Source organism: Hyphococcus formosus (genome assembly GCF_046736345.1).
In the GTDB taxonomy this organism is placed as follows: domain Bacteria; phylum Pseudomonadota; class Alphaproteobacteria; order Caulobacterales; family Parvularculaceae; genus Hyphococcus; species Hyphococcus formosus.
Genome location: NZ_CP157210.1, coordinates 741713 through 765924, shown reverse-complemented (window position 1 = coordinate 765924; position 24212 = coordinate 741713). Strand labels below are relative to the sequence as shown.

22 protein-coding genes are annotated in these 24212 nt (G+C 53.7%); 9 read left to right on the top strand and 13 right to left on the bottom strand.

Translation table 11 applies throughout. The annotated features are described in order from the left end of the window. Positions 1–44: 44 nt before the first annotated feature. The 4 genes from rplJ to ABFZ83_RS03480 all read right to left on the bottom strand — a co-directional run bounded on the left by rplJ (position 45) and on the right by ABFZ83_RS03480 (position 3044). Positions 45–557: a 50S ribosomal protein L10 gene (gene rplJ / locus ABFZ83_RS03495; protein WP_411818044.1), complete on the bottom strand. Its 513-nt coding sequence runs from the start codon at positions 555–557 to the stop codon at positions 45–47. A 401-nt stretch (positions 558–958) separates the two neighbouring features. Beyond that, positions 959–1438 (bottom strand): copper chaperone PCu(A)C, encoded by a 480-nt coding sequence (locus ABFZ83_RS03490; RefSeq protein ID WP_411818043.1) that lies wholly within the window; start codon positions 1436–1438, stop codon positions 959–961. 61 nt (positions 1439–1499) lie between these two features. Further along, entirely contained in the window at positions 1500–2573 is a 1074-nt protein-coding gene (locus ABFZ83_RS03485; RefSeq protein ID WP_411818042.1) for a transporter, read from the bottom strand. Between the two features lie 66 nt (positions 2574–2639). After that, entirely contained in the window at positions 2640–3044 is a 405-nt protein-coding gene (locus ABFZ83_RS03480; RefSeq protein ID WP_411818041.1) for a DUF2946 family protein, read from the bottom strand. 190 nt (positions 3045–3234) lie between these two features. On the opposite strand from ABFZ83_RS03480, the gene ABFZ83_RS03475 reads away from it, so the two are divergent. Further along, a complete protein-coding gene (locus ABFZ83_RS03475) occupies positions 3235–3636 on the top strand; it encodes an SRPBCC family protein (protein WP_411818040.1) in 402 nt (133 codons plus the stop codon). After that, entirely contained in the window at positions 3633–4460 is an 828-nt protein-coding gene (locus ABFZ83_RS03470) for an RNA polymerase sigma factor (RefSeq protein WP_411818039.1), read from the top strand. The genes ABFZ83_RS03475 and ABFZ83_RS03470 overlap by 4 nt, the downstream gene beginning before the upstream one ends. 74 nt (positions 4461–4534) lie before the next feature. Here ABFZ83_RS03470 and rplA read toward each other — a convergent pair whose 3' ends face one another. The 4 genes from rplA to ABFZ83_RS03450 form a co-directional block, all read right to left on the bottom strand. Further along, complete coding sequence (rplA, locus tag ABFZ83_RS03465) at positions 4535–5227, bottom strand: 50S ribosomal protein L1 (RefSeq protein WP_411818038.1); 693 nt, start codon at positions 5225–5227, stop codon at positions 4535–4537. A 5-nt stretch (positions 5228–5232) separates the two neighbouring features. Then, on the bottom strand, positions 5233–5661 hold the full coding sequence (gene rplK, locus ABFZ83_RS03460) for a 50S ribosomal protein L11 (protein WP_411818037.1): 429 nt from the start codon (positions 5659–5661) through the stop codon (positions 5233–5235). A gap of 726 nt (positions 5662–6387) precedes the next feature. Further along, positions 6388–7689, bottom strand: a complete 1302-nt coding sequence (locus ABFZ83_RS03455) for a pyruvate dehydrogenase complex dihydrolipoamide acetyltransferase (RefSeq protein ID WP_411818036.1) — start codon at positions 7687–7689, stop codon at positions 6388–6390. 2 nt (positions 7690–7691) lie between these two features. Next, a complete protein-coding gene (locus ABFZ83_RS03450) occupies positions 7692–9095 on the bottom strand; it encodes a pyruvate dehydrogenase complex E1 component subunit beta (protein WP_411818035.1) in 1404 nt (467 codons plus the stop codon). Between the two features lie 266 nt (positions 9096–9361). Here ABFZ83_RS03450 and ABFZ83_RS03445 point away from each other — a divergent pair, with 266 nt between their 5' ends. The 5 genes from ABFZ83_RS03445 (at position 9362) to ABFZ83_RS03425 (ending at position 15434) form a co-directional block, all read left to right on the top strand. Continuing rightward, positions 9362–11182 carry a DUF885 domain-containing protein gene (locus ABFZ83_RS03445; protein ID WP_411818034.1) on the top strand — a complete coding sequence of 607 codons (1821 nt, stop codon included), beginning with the start codon at positions 9362–9364 and terminating at the stop codon, positions 11180–11182. Positions 11183–11441: 259 nt separating this feature from the next. After that, complete coding sequence (gene secG / locus ABFZ83_RS03440) at positions 11442–11915, top strand: preprotein translocase subunit SecG (RefSeq protein WP_411818033.1); 474 nt, start codon at positions 11442–11444, stop codon at positions 11913–11915. 112 nt (positions 11916–12027) lie between these two features. Beyond that, positions 12028–13659, top strand: a complete 1632-nt coding sequence (locus ABFZ83_RS03435) for a CTP synthase (protein ID WP_411818032.1) — start codon at positions 12028–12030, stop codon at positions 13657–13659. Positions 13660–13875: 216 nt separating this feature from the next. Next, positions 13876–14460, top strand: coding sequence for a VPLPA-CTERM sorting domain-containing protein (locus ABFZ83_RS03430; RefSeq protein ID WP_411818031.1), 585 nt, complete (start codon positions 13876–13878; stop codon positions 14458–14460). A 131-nt stretch (positions 14461–14591) separates the two neighbouring features. Continuing rightward, complete coding sequence (locus ABFZ83_RS03425) at positions 14592–15434, top strand: SDR family oxidoreductase (RefSeq protein WP_411818030.1); 843 nt, start codon at positions 14592–14594, stop codon at positions 15432–15434. On the opposite strand, the gene ABFZ83_RS03420 is transcribed toward ABFZ83_RS03425, so the two are convergent. The 4 genes from ABFZ83_RS03420 to ABFZ83_RS03405 form a co-directional block, all read right to left on the bottom strand. After that, positions 15431–16936, bottom strand: a complete 1506-nt coding sequence (locus ABFZ83_RS03420; protein WP_411818029.1) for a Ppx/GppA family phosphatase — start codon at positions 16934–16936, stop codon at positions 15431–15433. The genes ABFZ83_RS03425 and ABFZ83_RS03420 overlap by 4 nt on opposite strands. A gap of 70 nt (positions 16937–17006) precedes the next feature. Then, positions 17007–19208 carry an RNA degradosome polyphosphate kinase gene (locus ABFZ83_RS03415; protein WP_411818028.1) on the bottom strand — a complete coding sequence of 734 codons (2202 nt, stop codon included), beginning with the start codon at positions 19206–19208 and terminating at the stop codon, positions 17007–17009. Between the two features lie 42 nt (positions 19209–19250). Continuing rightward, positions 19251–19931, bottom strand: a complete 681-nt coding sequence (locus tag ABFZ83_RS03410) for a hypothetical protein (protein ID WP_411818027.1) — start codon at positions 19929–19931, stop codon at positions 19251–19253. A 38-nt stretch (positions 19932–19969) separates the two neighbouring features. Then, on the bottom strand, positions 19970–21364 hold the full coding sequence (locus tag ABFZ83_RS03405; protein WP_411818026.1) for a DUF2066 domain-containing protein: 1395 nt from the start codon (positions 21362–21364) through the stop codon (positions 19970–19972). Positions 21365–21638: 274 nt separating this feature from the next. Here ABFZ83_RS03405 and purM point away from each other — a divergent pair, with 274 nt between their 5' ends. After that, the gene (gene purM / locus ABFZ83_RS03400) at positions 21639–22658 is read left to right on the top strand and encodes a phosphoribosylformylglycinamidine cyclo-ligase (RefSeq protein ID WP_411818025.1); all 1020 of its coding nucleotides are present in this window, start codon (positions 21639–21641) and stop codon (positions 22656–22658) included. Continuing rightward, positions 22658–23311, top strand: coding sequence for a phosphoribosylglycinamide formyltransferase (purN, locus tag ABFZ83_RS03395; RefSeq protein ID WP_411818024.1), 654 nt, complete (start codon positions 22658–22660; stop codon positions 23309–23311). The genes purM and purN overlap by 1 nt, the downstream gene beginning before the upstream one ends. Here purN and ABFZ83_RS03390 read toward each other — a convergent pair. Further along, positions 23308–24096, bottom strand: coding sequence for a DUF1499 domain-containing protein (locus ABFZ83_RS03390; protein ID WP_411818023.1), 789 nt, complete (start codon positions 24094–24096; stop codon positions 23308–23310). The genes purN and ABFZ83_RS03390 overlap by 4 nt on opposite strands. Between the last annotated feature and the right edge of the window lie 116 nt (positions 24097–24212).

Sequence of the window (24212 nt, the reverse complement as noted above, 5' to 3'; positions counted from 1 at the left end):
TTCCTAGTTGATTGATTAGATTAACGAAAATTCGGTCGGGCCGCTTACGCTGCCTCGCGCCTCTCCAAGGTCTCCAAAATACCAGCGATATTTGACGCTGGTGCACCAATTGCACCGGCAATATTCGCTGCAGGAGACGTGATGGTCATCACGATAGAGGCCAGAAGCTCCTCGCGAGAAGGCATAGACGCGAGTGCGTTCACACCGTTCACATCGAGAATTTCCTCACCCATCGCGCCGCCAAGGATTTTGAGCTTGTCATTATCCTTCGCGTAGTCCTTCACGGCTTTCGCCGCTGCGACCGGGTCTTCAGAGAATGCGATTGCAGTTGGTCCCTGGAAGAGGTCCGAGAGTTTTTCACTCGGCTTTCCAGAGATCGCGATCTTTGCGAGGCGATTCTTGACGATTTTCATGTTGGCACCGGCTTTACGCAGCTCACCGCGCAAAGACTCCATTTCGGAGACGGTCAAACCGCCATTAGCCACCACAACAACCGCATTCGAATCGAACACGTTACCGATCCACTCGACCGCTTCCGCCTTTTGGGTTCTGTCCATACGGCAGGTCCCTTCGGTTCGAACAAGGCCAATAGCAAAATGCTACTAGCCTCAGGATATCCCTGTATAAATACAGGGGGCTTCAATCTCGCATTTGATGTCGGAAACCAAAAAGGCTCCCGCGCCAAACGCAGAGAGCCTGCCCCAGAAGGTCGTACGGACGTGCCGGAAACCGGCTGATCCTTTCCCTCTGTCTATGCGGGAGATTAAGTAGGAAACCTACACCCGCAGTCTCGGACAGGTTTCACCCGCGCCGAAACGCCGATGAAGTTCGTGCTTCTACCGGCCTTTCGCCAGAAATCAAGGGCCCCCAGCGAAATCCGGCCTAAAAAGCGAAATCTGGCCTAAAAAAAGAAACGGCCCACCAAGGGGCCGTCTCAACTACGCAAAATATTTAGCATTTAGTGATGCATCATTCCCGCTTCACGGTCTTCGACCAAGATTTCCACGGTGACTTCCCCTGCTTTTTCGAAATTCAAAACAACCGGAAACCGTTCATCTTTTTTCAGTGGCGCATCAAGGCCGATTAGCATCACGTGAAAGCCGCCGGTCTCCATGGATATTGTTTCTCCCGCTGGAATTGCGAGACCGCCCTTGAGCGGTCGCATCCGGGCGATATTGTTTTCATCGACCTCAGTCTGATGAATTTCCACGGCCTTCGCGCGCGCAGATTTTACCGACAAAAGCCGGTCATCGCCCTCGCCTTTATTGACCACATTGAAATAGATCGCTGCGGGGACAGATTTCGCATGTGTCGGCCGCGCCCACGGATGTTCTACTAGCAAGCCCGCTTTTGTAAATTCATGGGAAAGCGCTGTGGCACTAAGCAAAGTTAGCAGTACGGTGAAAACCACGCGCAGATCAAAAAACTTGAGTTTCATTGAATGCCCTCCTTTCAAAAAGGCACAGGGCCACTTTCCGCTGAGAAAGCGGCCCCTTTGATTAGAACGCTTTTTGCCAACCAACGGTCAGTGTCCAATCGGTTTCCATTTGCGGGCCATTGAGATCCTGATGCACGGGCAGCAAGACCTCGACTGCCAGGCGGTGGCCTTTGATCGCGCCATGTTGCCCGGCCAGATTGACGCCGAAACCCATATCGATCCGTTCACCGCCATGAAAATCCGGGTTCGCAGTTTGAACCGGTGCCATAATCGCCGGATCGATGCCGTCTATTTCTTCCTGTGAACGGAAGGCCAGGCGGCCGGAAAATGCGACCCAAGGCTGCGGTCCCCATTGCGCCCATGCGGTTACGTCATGGCGATCACCAAGCGCATAGCCCTCGTCATTGGTGCCCGCGCGGAACGTACCAAGATATTGCGCGCCCCACGAAAATTGATCGCTTGCGCCCGTATAGGTCACCCCCGGCTGAAAATCGAACGTGCCGGAACCAAGCTGCATCGGGTAAGGCAGACGCACGGTCGGCGTCATATCCATTGGCGTCAGGATTTCGTCGGTCTTTGTTGTCGATCCTGTCGGCAGTGACAGATTTGCGTTGAAATGCGCATGGTGACGAACGCCATTCGCGCTCTCGTCGAAAATGCGGATCAGCCCGCCAATTTTCGTATCGCCAAATCCGGACGAACTTGTGGTGAACTCACCCAATGTCGTTGTGCCCATGCCGCCCTGATAGGTCAGATGGTCCATGTCATTGCTCAGCACATTACCCATGACCATGAGGGTCAGCCAGTCGGACGGCGCATACATCGCGCCAAGCATATGCATGTCCATCGTCATTTTGAGCGGCACAACACGAAGCGTTGGCGGCTGCATCGGCGCGCCGAAAAACCGGTTCGGCACCGTGGTGACGATCTCATCAGGCGTTACGGAATTGGTGCCAATTCGGTTGCCTTCCATGTTCATACGCATAAACCGGTAGGAGAACATGACCTCCCCCTTTTTATGCATATGGTCACCCATCACCCCAATCGGTGCGTGGTCTTTGGCATTATTCTGATCGGCAGAGACAGGCATAGCGGCGGCAACGGCCAAAACCGCGCCAAGAAATAAGGTGCGCATTGATTACTCCTGAAGAAGCGCGAAAAAGTGTGGCGTTTCATAGGAGAAACACCGGTTACTGATGCGTTAGGTCAGAACCGGTGCGGGTGGCGCGCGTGACGGCAATGGCGGTCCAGTCGCATAGAGCGCAGTGACTTTACGACGATAAACGACACCCAAATCACCATGTGTCAGAACGGCAACTTTGATGCTCGCCGAAGGTGGCTGTATGGCCCCAAAAGCACACGCGCCGATCACGCAGACATGGCAGACATTTTCAGCGTCATCATGTTGCGATTGGAAGGGTGTCGGCTCGCCGGTCAGCTCTGCGTAGGAAACGGATTTCGCACCGTCCATCGTACAGATAACGATCGTGAAATCATCGCCCTGCGACGCGAACGCCAAGCCCGCCGGCACTAACTGCCCGAGTGCAAAGAGCACAAACAGGCAAAGCCGAAGCGTGAATGATAATTTTAGCAAACTGGTCCTCACGACCGCTCCCCAAGTACAGTAGGACCAGCAATAACGGGCAATTCGGATAATCCGCAAGGGAAATTCATCTGCCCTAATGCCGCAGATAAATGCCCATTCATTTCAGAATTTTTGTCACGGTTTCCTTCTCACGACCCTCCTTACCTATGAGCGCGCGGAATGGCCGATGCGCCGGTAAAAGGAAATTGAGATGAAAACCCACGACGTTCAGTCTATCGAAATCGCGAAACCCGCATTGAAAGTATTCGATTTTGTCGCTGATCCGAAAAACTTGCCAAAATGGACCAACGCATTCGCGCAGGCGGATGACCAGACAGCGAAACTCGTTACGCCCGACGGCGCACTGCCCATCAAACTCGACACAAATACCAACCAGGAACTCGGCACCGTGGATTGGCGTATGACCTTCCCTGACGGCACCGTGGGCACCGCCTTTTCACGTGTCACGCCAAATGGCGACGCCGGAAGTATCTATTCTTTTACGTTGATGGCACCGCCGGTGCCATTGGAAATGCTTGAAGGTGCACTAGCCGAGCAAATTAAAATTCTTGGCGAAGAACTTATCGCGCTAAAGGAGATGCTCGAAGCATGATCCGACTGGCGGCTTCACTGGTCATCGCGGCGCGGCAAGGAAACCGCGCCGCCCTTTCAGCTATTGTCAAAAATGCTGAACGACCGGTCTATAATCTCGCAATGCGCATGCTCGCCCATCCTGAGGATGCGCAAGATGCAACGCAGGAAATCCTGATAAAAATCATAACAAACCTCGGCTCTATCCGGGATGTGGAGGCTGCCGGCGGATGGGCGATGCGGATTGCCTGCCGGCATCTGATCGCCAGTTCCAAACGCGGTCGGGTTGAAGCAATGCGGCTAACCTTTGATGGGTTCGCAGATGATCTCGCGCGGGGCCTTGATGTTTCAACCAGCACTGAACCCCACGACCCCGAAACTGAACTCGCAATAAATGAAATCAAGATCGGCTGTACGCTCGCATTGCTGACCTGCCTCAAAAGAGAAGCTAGATTGGCCTATGTGCTCGGTGAGATTTTCGAATTATCCGATAGTGAAGCCGCTGAAGCGCTGGAAATTGCACCAGCAACCTACCGACAACGATTGAAGCGAAGTCGTGATGCCATTTTGGCTTTCATGAATGTGCGATGCGGCAATGTTTCCAAGACTGCCGCCTGCAGATGTGAAAGACGACTTACGGCAGCAGAAAAGGCAGGCAGGATCAGCCGCGGGAACTCCACATACGGATTAAAAACCGATGCAGCCAATAGTGTACCTCGCTTGAGAAGCGTTGTGCACAACCTCGAAGAAGGTCGGCGCGCTGCGGCCCTTATGCGTTCCAATCCGCAATTTACGTCGGAAATTGCGGATTTGGTCATGGAAATCGTGGAAACGAATTCAAACTAAAAAACCCGCCGCAATTATTGCGACGGGTTTAATAATATTCGGAATTGGATGACCGTTCTGAAAACGGAAATCAATTAAGCAGCGCCAGAAGTCTCGATCTTTAGGCCCGGACCCATTGTCGAAGAAAGCGATACTTTCTTGACGTAAGTGCCTTTTGAACCAGCTGGCTTGGCTTTGTTCACAGCTTCGATGAACGCTTTGACGTTTTCGGCAAGTGCGTCCGCACCAAAGCTTGCTTTGCCAACGCCAGCATGAACGATACCGGCTTTTTCAACGCGGAACTCAACAGCGCCGCCTTTAGAGTCTTTAACTGCCTGGGCAACGTTTGGTGTAACCGTACCAACCTTCGGGTTTGGCATCAGGCCGCGAGGACCAAGCACCTTACCGAGGCGACCAACAACAGCCATCATGTCAGGCGTCGCGATCACGCGGTCAAAATCCATGAAACCTTCCTGGATTTTTTCCATCAGATCTTCTGCGCCAACAATATCTGCGCCCGCTTCTTTTGCTTCTTCCGCTTTTGCGTCTTTTGCAAAAACCGCAACGCGTACCGAACGGCCTGTGCCATTTGGCAGTGAAACAACGCCGCGAACCATCTGGTCAGCGTGGCGTGGATCAACACCGAGGTTCATCGCAATTTCAATTGACTCGTCAAACTTTGCTTTCGCATTGTCTTTGAGAATCTTTACGGCCTCATCGACCGAATAAAACTTGTTGCGATCAATCGCTTCACGCGCAGCGCGAATTCTTTTTCCTGGTTTCGCCATCGATCTTACTCCTGCACCGCTAGGCCCATGGCCCGTGCAGAACCCATGATAATCTTGGTCGCTGCGTCGAGGTCATTGGCGTTGAGGTCTTTCATCTTTGCTTCAGCGATTTCACGGCACTGAGCAACAGTGACGGTACCGGCGACTTCTTTGCCTGGTAGTGAACCACCCTTTGGAAGCTTCGCTGCTTTCTTGAGATAGAATGAAGCTGGCGGAGTCTTCGTTTTGAATGTGAAAGACTTATCGGAAAAGATCGTGATGATCGTAGGGATTGGCATCCCTTTTTCCATTTCCTGCGTCTTGGCGTTAAACGCCTTGCAGAATTCCATGATGTTCAATCCACGCTGACCGAGCGCTGGACCGATTGGCGGTGACGGTGTTGCCGCTCCCGCCGGCACCTGAAGCTTCAGGTAACCTGAGATTTTCTTAGCCATTTTATAGCCTTCTCGTTTTGTATGACCGCGCCGAATTAACGACTTGGTCCGTTGAAGGGTCGCGGTCCGATTCCGGCTGGACTTTGCCGAAAACCTCCCGCGAAAGCGTGGGTATTAGGGCAGCCCCGCCCGCTTCGCAAGAGCAAAACAGGATGCGGCATAAATTTTCGAGGAAAAGCAAAACGGGCGGCCTCGATATTGGGGGACTTGAGGCCGCCCGCAGAAACACAACGCCACATACACCTACGCAACTAACTTACGAAGCCACAGCGATACGCGCCGCGCTTTCGTGATGTTATAAACTTACATCCGCCCTGAGGCAAGTCGGCAATCGAAATACACGTTAAAGTGGAATTCAAAAAAAAGAGTGGCGAGGCAGATCCAGCACGGGGGGAGAGAAATGGCTGAGTGCCTCGCCGTCGCTCGGAATACTCAACGCCCTCGCGATGAGTGGAATATTGCAACGAAATGAAATTTTCTCGCGGCGAAATTGTGGTCTTTTTGCGGTGCAACCTAACATTGGCGTTACCACACCGAACAAAACGACTTAAGTTTACCAACTAATCCATTGTAAATTCGTGTTTTTTTACACGCAATCTGACAGGTTATGCGATACATACCTGCCCCGCTTTTGCGTTGGCGAATGCGGTCGCAACACCGGTTTCGAATTTACATGGCAGAAATTGGCGTTGCTTCAGCGGACACTCGCATCCGCTGAAATACAATTTAAAGCAGCATCGAGGTTGGTTCTTCGATGAAGTTTTTGAACGCCGCGAGGAATTGCGCGCCAACTGCACCATCGACCACGCGGTGGTCGCAGGTCAGGGTCACGGTCATCATGGTCGCGATTTCCATCTTGCCGTTTTTAACGACAACGCGCTCTTGGCCCGCGCCAACGGACATGATCGCACCATGCGGTTGATTCACAATCGAAGAGAACGACGTGATGCCAAACATGCCCAGATTAGACACCGAGAAAGTACCGCCTTGGTATTCTTCCGGTTTCAGCTTTTTATTACGCGCCCGGGCCGCCATATCCTTGATCTCAGCCGAGATCTGCTTGAGGCCTTTTTCTTCCGCCTTCCAGACGATTGGCGTAATCAAACCGCCATCAATCGCAACGGCAACGCCGATGTCGGCGTGTTTGTGCAGTAGAATCGCTTCGTCCGTATAGGTCGCATTCGCGGCTGGCACCTGTTTCAACGCCATCGCCGACGCTTTGATGATGAAATCATTAACCGAGAGCTTGAACGCGCCGTCACCCTCTTTCGGGGAGGTTGCGTTAATGCGCTTGCGTGCCTCCAACAGCGTATCGAGTTCAATGTCGATATTCAGCGGGAAATGCGGCACTTCCTGATTGAAGCTCTGGGTCAGGCGCTTGGCGATAACCTTGCGCATACCGTCAAGCTTAACCGCCTCATAGCTATCGGCCGGGTAAAGCCGCTCATCGACTGTGGCCGGTGCAATCTGCGCGGGCGCGGCGGCTGATGCGACCTTGCCGGTCCCCTCTTTCATCGCCTTTTCAACATCGCGCTTCACCACACGGCCACGCGGGCCAGTGCCATTCACGGCGCTGATATCGATACCGTTTTGCGACGCAATCCGCTTTGCGAGCGGCGAAGCAAAGACCCGCCCATTCGCGGCACCATTTGATTTCGGCGCAGATTGCGCAGGAGCCGGCGTCGATTTTTCTTTGGGTTCTTCTGACTTTTTGTCTTCGGCCTTTGGCGCTTCCGCTGATGCATCACCGCCGAGCGAATTCATATCAATGTCGTCGGCGCTTTCGCCATCGTCAAGCAATACGGCGATCGGCGCATTGACCTTAACCGCCTCAGTGCCTTCGGCGATAATGATCTTGCCAACAGTGCCCTCGTCCACCGCCTCGACTTCCATCGTCGCTTTGTCGGTTTCGATTTCCGCAATGACGTCACCGGAAGAGACTTTGTCCCCTTCCTTGACGTTCCATTTTGCAAGCGTGCCCTCTTCCATAGTGGGCGACAGGGCGGGCATGAGGATTGGCGTTGGCATGATTAGTCCTTATACATCACTTGCTTGACAGCCTTGACGACTTTCTCCGCGCTCGGGAGGCTCATCGCTTCAAGGTTTGCCGCATAAGGCAATGGTGCGTCTTCCTGGCAAACCCGCGCAGGCGGCGCATCGAGATAATCAAAGGCATGTTGCGTTACCTGCCATGCGACCTCTGAGCCAATGCCGCATGGTCCCCAGCTCTCTTCTACGGTCACAACGCGGTTCGTCTTTTTCACGGACTCGATGACGGTTTCCACATCCATCGGGCGGATCGTGCGGAGATCGACGACTTCGGCGTTAATACCCTCTTCGCTAAGCTTTTCAGCGGCTTCGAGTGAGAATTTCACGCCGCGCGAATAGGAAACAATTGTTACGTCCGAACCTTCGCGCGCGATCTTCGCCTTACCAATCGGCAGAACCCAATCTTCAACGTCAGGCACGTCCATTGTGTCGCCGTAAAGCAATTCGTGCTCAAGGAAGACAACCGGGTTTAGGTTGCGGATCGCCGCTTTAAGGAGACCTTTTGCATCTGACGCGGAATAAGGCGCAATCACAATAAGGCCCGGGATATTCGCATACCACGGCGCATAATCCTGTGAGTGTTGCGCGGCAACGCGGCTCGCAGCAGCGTTTGGCCCGCGGAACACAATCGGCGAGCCCATCTGGCCACCGGACATATAACGGGTTTTCGCCGCAGAGTTGATAATGTGGTCAATCGCCTGCATGGCGAAGTTCCACGTCATAAATTCAACGATTGGTTTAAGGCCCGCAAAAGCGGCACCGACGCCGAGGCCGGCAAAGCCATATTCGGTGATTGGCGTATCAACCACACGGCGAGAGCCAAATTCCTCTAAAAGGCCACGGCTAACCTTATAGGCACCTTGATATTCTGCGACTTCCTCGCCCATCAAGAAAACATCGCCGTCGCGGCGCATTTCTTCGGCCATAGCATCACGCAGCGCGTCACGGATGGTGGTCTGTACCATCTCGACGCCGTCCGGTAATTCCGGATCGCTCGCAGCGGTCATCAATTGTGGTTGCGGCGCGCCGTCGTCACTTGAGGAAGCATCCTCATCGGAGCTGGTGTCTGCGCTCTCGTCACCTGACTGGGCCGGAGCAGCAGCGCCATTAAGCGCGCTGGCGTCAATGTCGTCAGCGCTTTCGCCTTCGTCGACGAGCACCGCAATCGGGTCATTGACCTTTACGTTCTCCGTTCCTTCGGAAACGAGGATCTTGCCGATGATACCGTCATCTACAGCTTCGACTTCCATCGTCGCTTTATCGGTTTCAATTTCGGCAATGACGTCGCCAGAAGAGACTGAGTCACCTTCCTTGACGTTCCACTTTGCGAGGGTTCCCTCTTCCATGGTCGGAGAAAGGGCAGGCATCAAAATCGGCGTTGGCATTGATTAATCTCAACTTTCCAAAATTAGCGCGCCCTTCCTAGCCGGACTACGGCCTAAAGAACAAGAGCCAACTTTGATCACGCAATCGATATGGCGCAATTGGCACAGGTTTATACCAATTTCCCCCGGGCAAATTAGGCATATGGAGCCAATTATGAGACGGTCCGTTCACTTTCTCTGTCCAAGGGCGTCGCAAGGACGCAAAACTGGTGACATAAGGGAAAGTCGTGAAAAGTGCGGAAAACGCATCCGAGGGGATTCTAGAAATGAAACTGATCGCAAAAATTTTTGGCGGCTTGTTCCTATTGCTGGTTCTGGCCGTTATCGGGGCATCGATGTGGTTCTGGTTCACACCCGTTGGCGTGAACAATTACATCAACAAATCAATGATCCAACTGGCCAAAGACGACCCGGAAATCATCACTCAGCTCGGGATTATCGATAATACCCCGCTCGACTTCCATAGCGGCAAGCTGGCCGACTACACCGAAGAGCAGAATGAAAAGACCATTGAAAAAATCAAACGGATCAGAGCCGGGCTCGATAAATACGGTCCTGACGGGCTTGAAGGGCAAGAACTCCTAAGCTGGAAGGTCGCGGTCTGGTTTTTCGATGACCTTCTGCGCCAAACCGCAATTGACCCTTATGGTTACCGCGTCACGCAGCTAAGCGGTGTTACAACCGACATCCCACAGTTTCTGACCGATAGCCACGTCATCAAAAACGAGAAAAGCGTTAAGCGTTATATCTCGCGCGTGAACGAATTTGGTCGGGTTTTGAGCGAGGTAAAAAGCCGGGTCGAGGCTGATCGCGAAAAAGGCGTCGTGCCGCCGGACTTCATTCTCGAAAAATCTATCGGTGTCATGGAAGCCTTCATCGAAGACGGCGCGGCCGATAATCCGCTGGTGACGACCCTGCCGGCCAAGCTCGAAACGATTGACGGCCTGAGCGAAGAAAAGCGCGCCGCATATGTTGCGCAGACCCAAGAGGCTGTCGAAGGCGTGGTCATCCCGGGCTATGAGGCGATGATCGCACTTTACCGGGATATGCTCGAAACCGCAGATCATGATGCCGGTATCTGGCGCGTGCCGAATGGCGACAAGATTTATGAAGTCGCGCTCAAATCCTTCACGACCACCGAAATGACCGCCGATGAGATCCATGCGGTGGGTCTCGCCGAAGTTGACCGTATCACCGCCGAGATGGATCAAATTTTGGTTTCGCAAGGTTTGACCGAAGGGTCAGTGGCGGATCGCGTCAAAATTCTGATGAACGATCCTGAGCGGCAATTCCCGAACACTGACCAAGGCCGCGAAGAAATGCTCGCCTATTTGGTTGAACTGAACAACGAGGTGCTCGAAAAGTCGAAGGACTATTTCACCACCATCCCGCCACAACCATTAGAGATTGTTCGGGTCCCGGTCTTCTCGCAGGATTCTGCACCCGGCGGTTATTATAACCCGCCTGCCCTTGATGGATCGCGTCCGGGCCGGTTCTACATCAACCTGAAGAACACAGCCGACAATCCGCGCTGGACCTTGCCAACACTTCTTTATCATGAAGCGGCACCAGGCCATCACTTCCAGATTTCAGCATCTCAGCTCATCGAAGATGTACCGGTCCTGCGGACGCTTTCGCTTTTCGGTGCCTACACCGAAGGTTGGGCACTTTATGCGGAGCGCATGGCAGCCACAGATATGGATATGTATGCGGATGATCCCCTTGCCGATCTTGGCCGCCTTCAGGCCGAGATTTTCCGTGCGGTTCGTCTTGTGGTTGATACGGGCATGCATGCCAAGAAATGGTCTCGCGAAGAAGCGATCGCCTATATGATCGAGAAAACGGGCATGACCGAAGCAGAAGTCACCCGCGAGATCGAGCGCTATGTGGTCTGGCCCGGTCAGGCGACCTCTTACAAAACCGGCCAGCTCGCGATTCTGGAAATGCGGGCACGGGCGGAACAGGAACTTGGTGATGACTTCAACCTCAAGGCATTCAACGACATGGTCTTGATGAATGGCGCGATGCCGCTGGGCATTCTCCATGAGGTCACCGACACATGGATCGCTGAACAACAAGCGAATTAATCCACATTAGCAAGGGCCTGCGGGCCCTTGCTTCCCGTGGTTCGTTATTGCCCCCTAAATTCCCGAAACCCCGGCAGGGGCCGCTGGCGACTTGGCTATTGGGGACTTGCGGGGCTATTGGGGACTTGCGGGCTGGCGTGGTTTCCGTTAATGCCCAGCACCTTGCACCGGGGGCATTTGCAATACACCCCTGACCTATTACATAGCATTTGCTGGCAATGTGCCGGCTTTAACCCGTCCGGCCCAGAGAGCATTCTTCATGACAGCCGTTATTCTTACGATCCATGCCCTTATCGTTCTTGCCCTTATTGGCGTTGTGCTTTTGCAGCGTTCCGATGGTGGGGCTTTAGGACTAGGCGGCGGTGGCGGCGGCGGCTTTATGACTGGCCGCGGTGCAGCAAATGCTCTGACCCGGATGACATCTGTGTTGGCGGCGTTATTTTTTGCGACTTCGCTTATTCTGGCCATCCGTGCTGGCGGCGGCGAAAGCGCCGATGACATTGCGGACGAACTCACCGGTACGCCGGGCGTAGAGGCGGTGCAAGAAAACCCGGATGGCGATATTCGCGCGGAAGATCTGTTGAATACGCTGGAAATTCAGGCCGATGATACGACAGACGCCGAGGCGCTGATCGAATCAATGGGCGGTGAAGTTCCTGAAGCGGCAGAAACAACAGAAACACCGGCGGAAACAGAACCAACCCCAGAAACGGATACAGAAACCCCGAATTAATCTGGGTTTTTTCCGACCTTCGCGGCCCATTTTATGGGCCTTTCGCTAACTTTTTCAGTTTCTCTGAAAATTCAGTTTGATTGGGCCGAATTCTTCGGTAAGACGGGCTTCCATGGCGCGGTACATATTCATTACCGGCGGCGTGGTGTCGTCTCTTGGAAAAGGTGTTGCTTCTGCGGCCTTGGGTGCGTTGCTTCAGGCACGCGGCTATAAGGTCCGTTTGCGGAAGCTAGACCCTTATCTCAATGTAGACCCTGGCACCATGTCGCCCTATCAGCACGGTGAAGTTTTCGTCACGGATGACGGAGCGGAAACCGATCTCGACCTTGGGCATTATGAACGCTTTACGGGCGTATCTGCCTCCAAGAGCGACAACATCACGACAGGACAGATCTATTCCCAGATCATCGAACGCGAACGGCGCGGCGATTATTTGGGCGCGACGGTTCAGGTCATCCCTCATGTCACGGATGCGATTAAATCCTTCGTGCTGGGTGATGCCGGCGGCGCAGATTTTGTACTTTGTGAAATTGGCGGCACGGTGGGCGATATTGAAGCGCTGCCGTTCTTTGAGGCTATTCGCCAATTGGGCAATGAATTGCCGCGCGGCGATGCGGTTTATCTTCACCTGACCTTGATGCCGTATATTCCGTCTGCAGGCGAACTAAAAACCAAACCGACGCAACACTCGGTTCGGGAATTGCGGGCGATTGGTATTCAGCCGGATGTTCTTTTGGTGCGTGCGGATCGAGAGATCCCGGAAAGCGAACGCTCAAAGATCGCGCTGTTCTGTAATGTCCGTTCAACGGCGGTTGTTCAGGCGCTTGATTGCCGGACGATTTACGAAGTGCCGCTTAGCTATCATCGCGAAGGCTTTGACCGGGAAATTCTGGATGCCTTCGGCGTGCGCAATCCGCCAGAGCCGAAACTTGATGGCTGGAAGAACATCGTTGAGCGCATCACCGTCCCTGACGGCGAAGTCACGATTGCCGTCGTCGGAAAATATACGGTCCTCAAAGACGCCTACAAATCACTGATCGAAGCGATCGCCCATGGCGGTATCGCCAATAATGTGCGCGTCAATATTGAATGGATCGAATCCGACGTCTTTGAAAAAGAAGAAGAAGCCATCTCAGCGCTTGAAGGCGTTCATGGCATTCTCGTACCGGGCGGCTTTGGCGAGCGCGGTGCGGAAGGCAAAATCAAAGCGGCCCAATTCGCGCGCGAGAAGGAAATTCCCTATTTCGGCATTTGCTTCGGCATGCAGATGGCCGTCATTGAAGCCGCAAGAAACCTTGTGGGTGAAAGCGAAGCCAGCTCCACCGAATTTACGCAAGACTGTAAGCCGATTGTGGGCCTTATGACCGAATGGATCCAAGGCAATGAGACCGTCACGCGCTCTCAGGACAGCGATCTAGGCGGTACCATGCGCCTCGGTGCCTATACAGCCAAGCTGAAACCCGGCAGCCGCGTTGCCGAAGCCTATGGCACGGAAGAAATTGTTGAGCGCCACCGACATCGTTTCGAAGTCGATATGGCGTGGGCGGAACGTTTGGCGGAACATGGCGTCATCTTCTCGGGAACGTCGCCTGACGGCAAACTCCCGGAGATCATGGAGATCCCGGACCATCCGTGGTTTATCGGCGTACAATACCATCCGGAATTGAAGTCGCGTCCGTTCGAACCGCATCCGCTATTCGCGTCGTTCATCGAAGCAGCGGTTAAACGATCCCGTTTAGTTTAGCAGAATTTCCGATTTAAATTTTCGTCATTACACGGGTCAGTTTAGAAACTGACTTGTGTTTTGCTTGTTTGCGCAACGATTGCGCGAACACGTGCAACCAAATTCTGGTTAAAAGTACAATTTAAAAAAAATCGGAACTTTTTCGGATTTTCCGTGAACTATTAGCGATCCGCCCTGTTGCCCACACATCCTATAGTAAATGAGGTGGACTTCGTTATGAATACACTAAAGCTTTTAGCTGCTACGGCTGCACTATCGATTGCGCCTTTCGCCGCTAACGCTGCACCCTGCACCGTTGGTACGTGCGAGATTACAGATGGCGGACCTTTGTCCGTTTCTAATCCGATCGCAATCCAAGACGATGACGTAACCCCGGGACCATATTCCGCTGAGGGCAGCTTTGCCATCGCGCCTGGTCTTGCTGGCGCTGACGTTTTTGTCGACGTAGCATTCGATGAGATTCTCGCTGGCCAGTCGGCCGTCGCTGCTGGCTTCTCCGATCTAACGATCGAGTTTTTCCAAGGTGTGACGTCTCTCGGTTCTTTTACCGTAACGAACAGTGATGGCACGACCGATGGCGGTGTTGCACTACAGTCTTTCTTCCTGTCGTTCGTTTCTGACGCGGCAGTGAATTTCTCAATCGACGGTATTGCATTCTTGAACTCAGGGGCTGCGCTTCCTGATTACAACTTCAATATCAATGCCGCGGTAAGTGAAGTGCCGATCCCCGCTGCGCTTCCATTGCTGCTATCCGGTATCGCCGGACTTGGCTTCGCATCGCGGCGTAAAAAAACAGCTTAAGAGCAGTACCCCTCCCCGCCCGCAACTGCTCTAAGTTGGCGCGACAGGTTCACTGTCGCGCCTTCTTTATGCGCTTTGCGCAAATCCGGCTGGCGCGATAAAGTCCACCGAAAGCCATCAGGAATCAGCGCGTGCACCAATCCATCCTCGTAACCGGCGCATCAAGCGGCATTGGCGAAGCCACTGCGGTACATCTCGCCCACAAGGGATTTAAGGTCTTTGCGGCCGCTCGGCGGATCGAAAAACTGAACCAGCTCTCTGCGCTCGGTTCGGGCCGTATCCATCCGGTTGCGATGGATGTAACCGATCAATCCTCAATCAATGATGCGTTGGACCGCATTCGCTCGGAGGGAAACACGCTCTTCGGCCTTGTGAACAATGCCGGCATATCCGTTATTGGCCCCTTCGAAGAACTCAGTCTCGATGACTGGCGCAAGCAATTCGAGGTCAATCTATTCGGCGTTGTCGCCCTGACCCGCTCTGTATTGCCTCAAATGCGCGAGGCCGGCCGTGGGCGGATCATCAATATCGGCTCTATTTCCGGACGCATCGCGGCGGCATTCCAAAGCCCATATGCGGCATCGAAACATGCACTTGAGGGCATGTCCGATTCGTTACGCCGCGAAGTCGCTCCGCACGGAATAAAAGTCAGTGTCATTCGCCCAGTCTTCATCAACACCGCGATGGGCCAAGACCAACAAGACGCACTAGATAGGTTCGCAACAAACGGCCCCTATGCGGATCAGGTCAGGACCTTCAAGGCGTGGCATGCGAAAGGCCATCCCACCGCGCCCTCACCAATCATCGTTGCCGAGGCTGTTCACGATGCATTGACCGCGCGCCGACCAGAAGCGCGCTACACCATACCCAAAAGCAAGATGGGCCTATTGGCACTACGCAACATGCTTCCTTCGGGAATCTCCGACCGCCTCTATGAGCGGGTGACCGGATTGGACCGTTTCCGAAAAAGTTAGTCGTCGTAGATCTCACCGGCATTTGCTTCAAAGGCGGATGCCAATGATACAAACCGCCGTCGCGGTGTTTCGCCCATGAGCGCCTTGCGATCATTTGGAGCGCGGAAGATGATTTCATCGTCGCGCTTTTCGAGCGTACAGCCTTCAAGTGATGTCGCGCTTTTCGGCGCAAGCGCGGAGATAAACCGCAATGCCAGCCCATATTGCGTAGCGCTGGTTCGCTCTTCGTCTGACAATAAAGACATTGCTTCTTCATTGGGCGGTGTCGATGAGCGCCCTTGATGGCGGTGAAATAAGGCCAGCGCGGTCCACAGCCGCTCTTTATGGGTTACCCCCACAAAAGGAGAGCGAAGCGCGGTATCAAATGCGTGACGCCCCCGCATTTCCGGATGGAAATAAGCCCCAATGTCACACAATAGGCTTGCGCCATAACGCAATCGTTGATGCGCGCCGTTGCTCTCTACAAAGAGAGGTTCAATAACCTGATAGGCGGCTGCACCAAATGCCGGATCAGGCGATAACCGGTCCGCATAAAACCTGCACGCCACATGAAACGGATCTTGTTTGCGAACTGCCTTGGACAGTTTTTGATAGAGCAGCCCTTCACGGACGCCGCCGCTTGAGATGATGACATGCTTGATGCCATAGCGTTGAATGACGGTTTTCAGAACAGTTGACGCATAGGGCAAGGTATCAAGACGCCTGCGCGGGATGCCCTCTATTTCTTCGAGAGACTGGCGACTTTGGCGGGCAATCAAATTGCAAACTTCGATGGTTTGTGCCGCTGTCATTTCATAATGTTGTAGAACCTGAAGCGGATATCCTCGGATCGACATATGAATTCGGGCAACTGCGCGCCACGCGCCGCCAACAGAATAGAGCGTATCGAACGCTCCCGATTTGATGAACTTTGCGCCCGCAAGATGTTTATCAATGATTTTCTGGGCCTGCTTAAAATCAGCCCCCACATCATGCATCAGACTAAGCGGGCCGATGGGCAAACTACCGCGGTCTTTGAGGCTGCCTTTATTCAAGACTGCAAGCTCAAGACTGCCGCCGCCCATATCGCCCACAAGGCCAGTCGCCCCGGGCTCGACCGAAAGAACGCCCAGCGCCGCCAACTCGCCCTCTTCTTTGCCGGTCACCACATCTACATCAAAGCCAAGGGCACGCGCGGCCTCGACAAATTGCGGCCCATCATGGGCCTCTCTCACGGCAGAGGTGGCGATTGCCCGCACGGGCGGGTTTCCCAGATCATCAAGCACATGGCGAAACCGCGCCAATGTCGCGAGCGCATCCTCGACCGCAGACGGGTTTAATCCGCCTTCGGGGGTCATATCGCGCCCCAGACCACAGAGCGATTTTTCGTTGCAAATTGGAATGGGCGCGCGCGCCGGCCCGTCGTAAACCACCAAACGCACGGAATTTGAGCCAATATCAATAACGGCACGTCTTTTCTCGCGCGGCGTCGTTTCTGGCGCAATGGTCGTGACGTTCTCCATTATCCCCGTCAATCCCGATTTCTATACATGACGACGATATACAGCATTTCGCGATTCGCACTTAGTGCGTTTATTTCCGGCGCTTCAATTCTTTCGGCGCGTTATATTCAATTGATGCACCGCGGCCAGAAAGCGAGGCATTGGTCATCATATAGGTGTGAATATTGAAGCTCTCGCTATCGGAATCACCACCAGCCTTCTTGACGGCGGCGACCCGTTCATATGACCCATCAGCCTTAAGACGCCAGCTTTGCGCCTCATCATTTAAATTCCCAACGAGGATATAATCCAGAATTTGGCTATGGACCGTCGGGTTTTCCACAGGGCAAAAGACCTCGACCCGGCGGTTGAGATTTCTCGGCATCAGATCTGCGGAAGCGACAAATATTTTCGCCTGCGGGTTCGGCAGCGCGTCACCAGCACCAAACGCATAAATCCGCGCATGTTCAAGATAGCGACCAACAATACTCTTGACACGGATGTTCTCGGATAAGCCGGGAACACCGGGCCGTAAACAGCAAATACCCCGAACAATCAGATCGACCTGAACACCAGCATTCGATGCTTCATAAAGCTTATCGATCAATTCACCATCAACGAGCGCATTCATCTTCATCCAGATTGCGCCCGGCTTGCCTTTTTTGGCATTGCGAATTTCGCGGTTAATCAACTTTGTTATGTGCTCGCGCGCATTCAACGGCGCTACCGCAAACTTCTCAAACGCATCCGGGGCTGCGTAACCGGTAATAAAGTTGAATACCTTTGCAGCGTCCCGGCCAATGGCGGGATCGCAGGTGAACAGCGAAAGGTCGGTATAAATTTTCGCCGTGATCGGATGATAGTTGCCCGTTCCCACATGCGCATATGTTCGCGCGCCGTCTGCCTCTTGGCGAACAACGAGCGAGAGCTTGGCGTGGGTTTTATATTCTAGGAAGCCATAGACCACATTTACGCCAGCGCGCTCTAATGCGCGCGCCCATCGAATATTTGCTTCTTCGTCAAACCGCGCTTTCAATTCGACCAGCGCGGTTACATTTTTACCGGCTTCCGCGGCTTCGATTAGCGCCTCGACGATCGGTGATTGTTTTGACGTCCGGTAAAGTGTTTGCTTGATTGCGACCACTTTAGGATCGGCGGCGGCTTGTTTGAGAAACTGCACCACCACATCAAAAGATTCATATGGATGGTGGACGAGAATATCTTTTGCACGAATAGCAGAAAAACAATCGCCGCCATGCTCGCGGATACGCTCCGGGAAGCGCGGCTCAAAAGGCTCGAACTGCAGATCCGGACGGTCTGAGGGTATCAACTCGCTTGACTGCGCAAGGCCCAAAATACCGTCCACATAAATTACATCTTGTGGTGTCGCCTGAAGGCGCTCGCGGATCAACTCGCGCAAATGTTCCGGTGTCCGCGCATCAATCTTGACACGGATCGCATCACCCCGGCGGCGACGTTTGAGCATGGTTTCGAAAACGCGCACGAGGTCTTCGGCTTCTTCTTCGACCTCAACATCGGAGTCGCGCAAAACGCGAAATGCGCCATGCGCTACGATTTCAAACCCTGGGAAAACGCTATTGATGAATCGAACAATCGTTTTTTCAAGCGATATAAAACGCGCCGGCGAGCGCGTATCATCCGATGATGGCCGATCAGGCAGGCGAATGAAACGGCCAATCTTGACCGGTACCGGCAAGATTGCTTCGAGCGGCTGTCCGTCAGCGCGTTTAAGATCAAAACAAAGAACAAAACCAAGATTAGGCACAAACGGAAATGGATGCGCTGGATCAAGCGCCAGCGGTGTCAGGATCGGGAAAATATTCGTATGGAATTCATTTTCGAGCCAAGCGGCTTCCTCATCGGTCAGCTCGTCCTCATCACCAAGGATAACGACGCCCGCATCACGCATAAGTGGCTTTAGCTCGCGCCAGCATCGTTGCTGCTCGGCCATCAAGGCCGCCGCATGCTCCGAGATCATATTGAGCTGCTCTTGCGGCGTCATGCCTTCCTGGCTGAGCGCCACAACCCCTTCGCGCACTTGTCCCCTAAGACCAGCCACGCGAACCATGAAAAATTCATCAAGATTGCTAGCCGAGATCGACAAAAAGCGAAGTCGTTCCAAAAGCGGATGTTGGGGATTGAATGCCTCTTCGAGAACCCGGCTATTGAAAGACAACCAGGACAATTCTCGATTGATGAAACGGTTCGGCGAATCTGGCGTGATTAAAGCCGATCCCGTAACGCTTCCCGCAATGCCATCATCTGCTGCCAACGCAAACGCTCCCTGAAATTTTCAACACCTTACTTATGACGTTCAATCGCCTTCAGAAAGGTTATCAAGGAGCTTTTGTACGAAAGGTGTGGTTATTTTTCGGTTTTCTTCGAGTGCAGTTCGGTCTGCAAGGGCGACAAATCCGTGTGCAGCCGCAAAAGTGCACGGAATGCGCGGTGCAACATATTCGATCACAGTGTCACTTACAGCGACCTGACGATCGCGAAAACCTTTTGCCATGACGGCACGGAGCAAGGTTTCATCCGGGTCAGCCAAAACCGCACGCGGTGCGGCTTCGAGTCGGGTCCGTAAATCTTTGAGGCCCAGCGCCCAGACCGATGGATGTCCCTCGCCGATCAACAAAAACCGATGCCCGGACGAAATGCCGGTTTCGAACGCTGTCAAAAACGCGCGCGGATCGACCGCAGGCATATCATCGACGATAACCAGTGACGTTTTATACGTACCCGTCCCATCTGCCATCGCTTCGGCTGTTGTTTGGAAAAATTCACACCCTTCCACAAGCGCCGATGCCAAGTGATTTTTACCGGCACCGGATGGCCCGCAAATCACCAGCGCTGGCTCTTCGGAATGCAACCATGCAGTTCCGGTACGCCAAGCCACTTCGTTGGATGCTGCGCGAACAAAAGACGCTCGATCCATCTTCGGATTGTTTTCCGGCAGGGCGAGCGAAAGTTGACGCATTGATTGACTGCTGCGCATCTCTTCAGATCTCAATTGTGTTGTTTTTAATCCTCGGTTTAATACCGCGGATCCGGTTGCCCTTCATACGCCGCTGGCTGCACGGGTAAAGCACCATTTTGATATTCGCCGAAACGATTTCGCCGATTGCGTTGTTTTTCCCGGACGCGCTGCGCGGTTGATGGCGTTGCGATCATCCAGCTCACGCCGTCTTCGGTCCAAAGGGCAAGGCCTTGCGCTTCCATAGCAACGATCAATTTATCCGGATCGCCATAAGCGCGGATCAACATCTCTGCCCCGGTGCGCGACAATGAGCGAACCTGAACCGAACCAACAAGCGGCGTTGAAATCAACGCGGAGCGAATCTTCGTCCAATCACCGAGCGAGTTGAAAAACGCACTCGCTTCGAGCAATGCGGCTTCCGTATGATCGATGAGCGTACGCTCCTTCCACGGTTTCGCGTGTTTTGCGATCACGACTTCGATGGCCTCTTCCGCAAGCGCCGGGAAATTCCCCGCTTCGCGATTAAACAAGGCTTGCGCCAGAACGTCGCCAACTTGGGCGGGCGCAAAAGCATTAGTTGTCGGCCCCTGCTGTACATCGTCAAAGCCAAACTGACCCGGCGCGGTATTGATCTGCGATAGCTCAGCGTCGGCGGAGAAATCAGCAGACTCGCGGAAACCATTCACAAGACGCACGCGCAATTGATGTTGGCCATCGACCTGTTTGAGAAATGCGTGGGCGACGATCACCTGACTGACGGAATACCGCTCTGCCATCGCCGCGAGCGCTTCTTCGTTTAGCGCGAGTGCCTGACGGGGGCTTATGGTCGACGCATCTTCTAGGTCGCCGAGCGGTGCCGTCATCGGGGTTAATTCATTGTTGTAAGGACGAACCTTCCACGCGGCCATCCACGGATTATTCTCTTCCCAAAGGTAAAGCCCGTTTTGGGTTTCAAGGACTGGCAGCACCAACGCCATCCGGGTTTGCGCTTCGGAGTATGGGATTTGTGCGTCGCGCAATAATTTCCGGATCGCCGCAGGTTTGAACCGGTAGGTGATATAGGCGCGATAGGTCCGTGCAGAACTTTTCTCGTTATAAACTTCGAAACCGGATTCAAGCGCTTCGAGCATCGAATGATCAAGCGTCAGGACTGTGCGCTCCGCCAGCATTGAAAAATCTTCTGGGCCTGTAGGCGACACTTCGGAAGTTTCAGACGCAAAGCGCGGCAAATAGGGCCAATCTTCCTCGACGGTCAGGCGGCGCAATAAGAGCTGTAACGCGTGACGCCGACCTGATCGCTGTGCAATCAGCTTGGCCGCAGTCGCGTTGTCGGCTTGGGCCTGTACGGTCACCCGCGGGACAACGAAAACATCGTCACCCGCCGCCAAAGCGGACCCGATAATCGCCAGAATTGCCGCGCAAAACGCCGCTGAAATCCGTAAAATCGTCATCAAATACTCCGCTTTTTCGCGTATTCCCCAAGGATAGAACCGTCTTAATGCTCGATTATGGCAATTTATAGCGGCCCTTGCGCCCGGAAACGACCCCGAATCGCGGTGCCGCACAATGATTTTCCGTTCAGGGGCCAATCAATCGGGGAAACCGGCAAAACTCGCCCGAAACTCCTAGCTTTGAGCTAATCTCTGGGCTTTCGACCTTGCGCGGCACCCCCGGCAACGGTTAGGAGAGCGCAAATATTTCAAGCCCCCTAACCCCAAGGCGAATATGAGCGACGCATATAAAAAAGCTGGCGTAGATATTGATGCTGGAGATCGCCTGATAAAGGTCATTGGCCCTTTGGCGCGGGCGACGGCACGGCCCGGCGCTGATGCAGCATTGGGCGGCTTTGGCGGCATGTTCGACCTCAAAGCGGCTGGGTTCAAAGATCCCATTCTCGTTTCAGGTACCGATGGCGTTGGCACCAAGCTGAAAATCGCCTCCGAAACCGGCATGCACGGAACGATTGGTGTCGACCTTGTCGCCATGTGCGTAAACGATGTTCTTGCTCAGGGCGCTGAACCGCTCTTCTTCCTCGACTATTTCGCAACCGGCAAGCTAGACGAAGGCACCGCGGCTAGCGTCGTTGCTGGTATCGCCGATGGCTGCGGCCAAGCTGGCTGCGCATTGATTGGCGGCGAAACCGCCGAAATGCCCGGCATGTACGGGGACGGCGAATATGACCTTGCGGGGTTCTGTGTCGGTGCGGCCGAACGTGACCGGCTTTTGCCGCGGAAAGTCGAAGCCGGTGACGTGATGATCGGGCTTGCATCCTCGGGCGCACATTCAAATGGCTATTCTCTCATTCGCAAAATCGTCAGCGATAGCGGCGCGCAATATGATGCGCCTGCGCCTTTCGATAACACCCGTAGCCTCGGCGAAGCCCTGATCGCGCCAACCCGGATCTATGTGAAAAGCATTCTGCCTTTGCTCGATGATGAGCGCGTTAAAGCCTTCGCGCATATCACTGGCGGCGGCCTGACCGATAATACACCCCGCGTCATGAGTGACGACGTCACCCCGCGCTATGACGAGGGCGCGCTGACTTTGCCGCCCTTGTTCGCGTGGTTAAAAGAAGCCGGCTCGCTAGGCGAAAGCGATATGCGCCGAACCTTTAATTGCGGCATTGGGGGCGTCGTTGTTTGTGCGCCCGACGCCGTCAATGATACGCTGGCAAAATTAAAGGCCTCAGGCGAAGACGCGCGCGTCATTGGCGATATCGTGGCAAGCAATGGGAAAGACGCGTAATGGCGCGGACCAAAATTGCAGTCTTAATTTCTGGTCGCGGTAGCAATCTTCAGGCGCTTATCGACGCCGCTGCGCAGCCGGATTTCCCCGGTGAAATCGCGCTTGTGATTTCGAACCGCCCCAAAGCGGGTGGGCTTGAACGCGCAACAAAAGCGGGCATCCCTATTGAAGTTGTCGATCACAAGGTTTTCGAATCCCGTGACGATTTCGAAGCGGCGCTTAATCATGCGCTTAAAACAGCCAAGATCGATTTCATCTGCCTCGCGGGTTTCATGCGGGTATTGACCGCGGGCTTTGCGAATGACTGGCGCGGAAGATTGATCAACATCCACCCGTCGCTACTTCCGTCATTTGAAGGACTGCATGTCCATGAGCGAATGATACAGGCAGGCGTGAAAATCGCAGGCTGTACGGTGCATTTTGTATCGGCTGATGTCGATGCGGGACCAATTATCGGGCAAGCCGCAGTGCCGGTTTTACCGGGTGATACGGAAGAAACATTGGCCGCGCGAATTCTAGAGCAAGAACACAAGCTCTATCCGGCGTGTCTCAAGCTCCTTTTAGAAAATAAAGCGCGCCTATTAGGGGCAAATGTCATCTATGATGACTCGGTCGCCGCTAATGGCACGCTTATTAATCCGCCAACCGATTAAATCGGTTGCGCTTCTTTCAGTTTTTCGAAAAAGGTTTTGATACGCGCTGCATTTGCGCCCAAATCAGAGCCGCCGACCCGCGACTTTGAACGAACGTCAACACGGGTCAATGATCCCTCTGGCGACAGGCGCACGACAAAATCGTCGTAAAAACCAAACCACTTTGATTTGAATTCCGCTTCGATCAACCAACCGTCATCATTCAGCGTTTCATCAAGGATTTCCATATTCATCTCTTCGATGATGTGGCGAACTATTTCCCGGGTTTCATCTAATGCCGCATTGAATTTGACCGGCTTCAGATCAGGGAAGGCTTCCGCCTGTGCTTCAGCCACCGTCATTTCTGATCTGGATACCAAGCTATCGCCCACATATTCCGGCGGGTTTTTGCGCTCTTTCGATGCACCGGCGATGATCGGCGGCGGGTTATCAAAATCCGTCGTTATGTCATGAATAAACGGGTTTGCCTCGACCAACGCACGCATTTTAAGCGGCACCTGCGCAGCACCAAATGCAACCAACGCACAAACAATTGCAAATACGCCAAGCCCCCGTGGCCGTATTATAAGCGCAATTATACCGCCAATTGCGGCGAGCCCCGCCAAGGTAAAGATCGGCGATATGCCGATACCCTCAGTAATTTGTATTGGCGCGGAGACCTGTCTGATTAAGCCAAGCCCGGTACCATAATCCCACCATCCCATTTGGGTGCCCGGTCCTGCAAAACCAATTGTTAGGGCGCAGCCCAGCGCCGCTAACGAAATTAGCGTAATGATTACTCTCATACTTATTTAGCCCCTTAGCGTTTAACCCCGCGGGACCCTACACCATTCAGTGTTTATTTGCACAGAGTACTTCGTGAAAGCGCGCTCACCTCTTGGTTGAATCAATACTGATCATC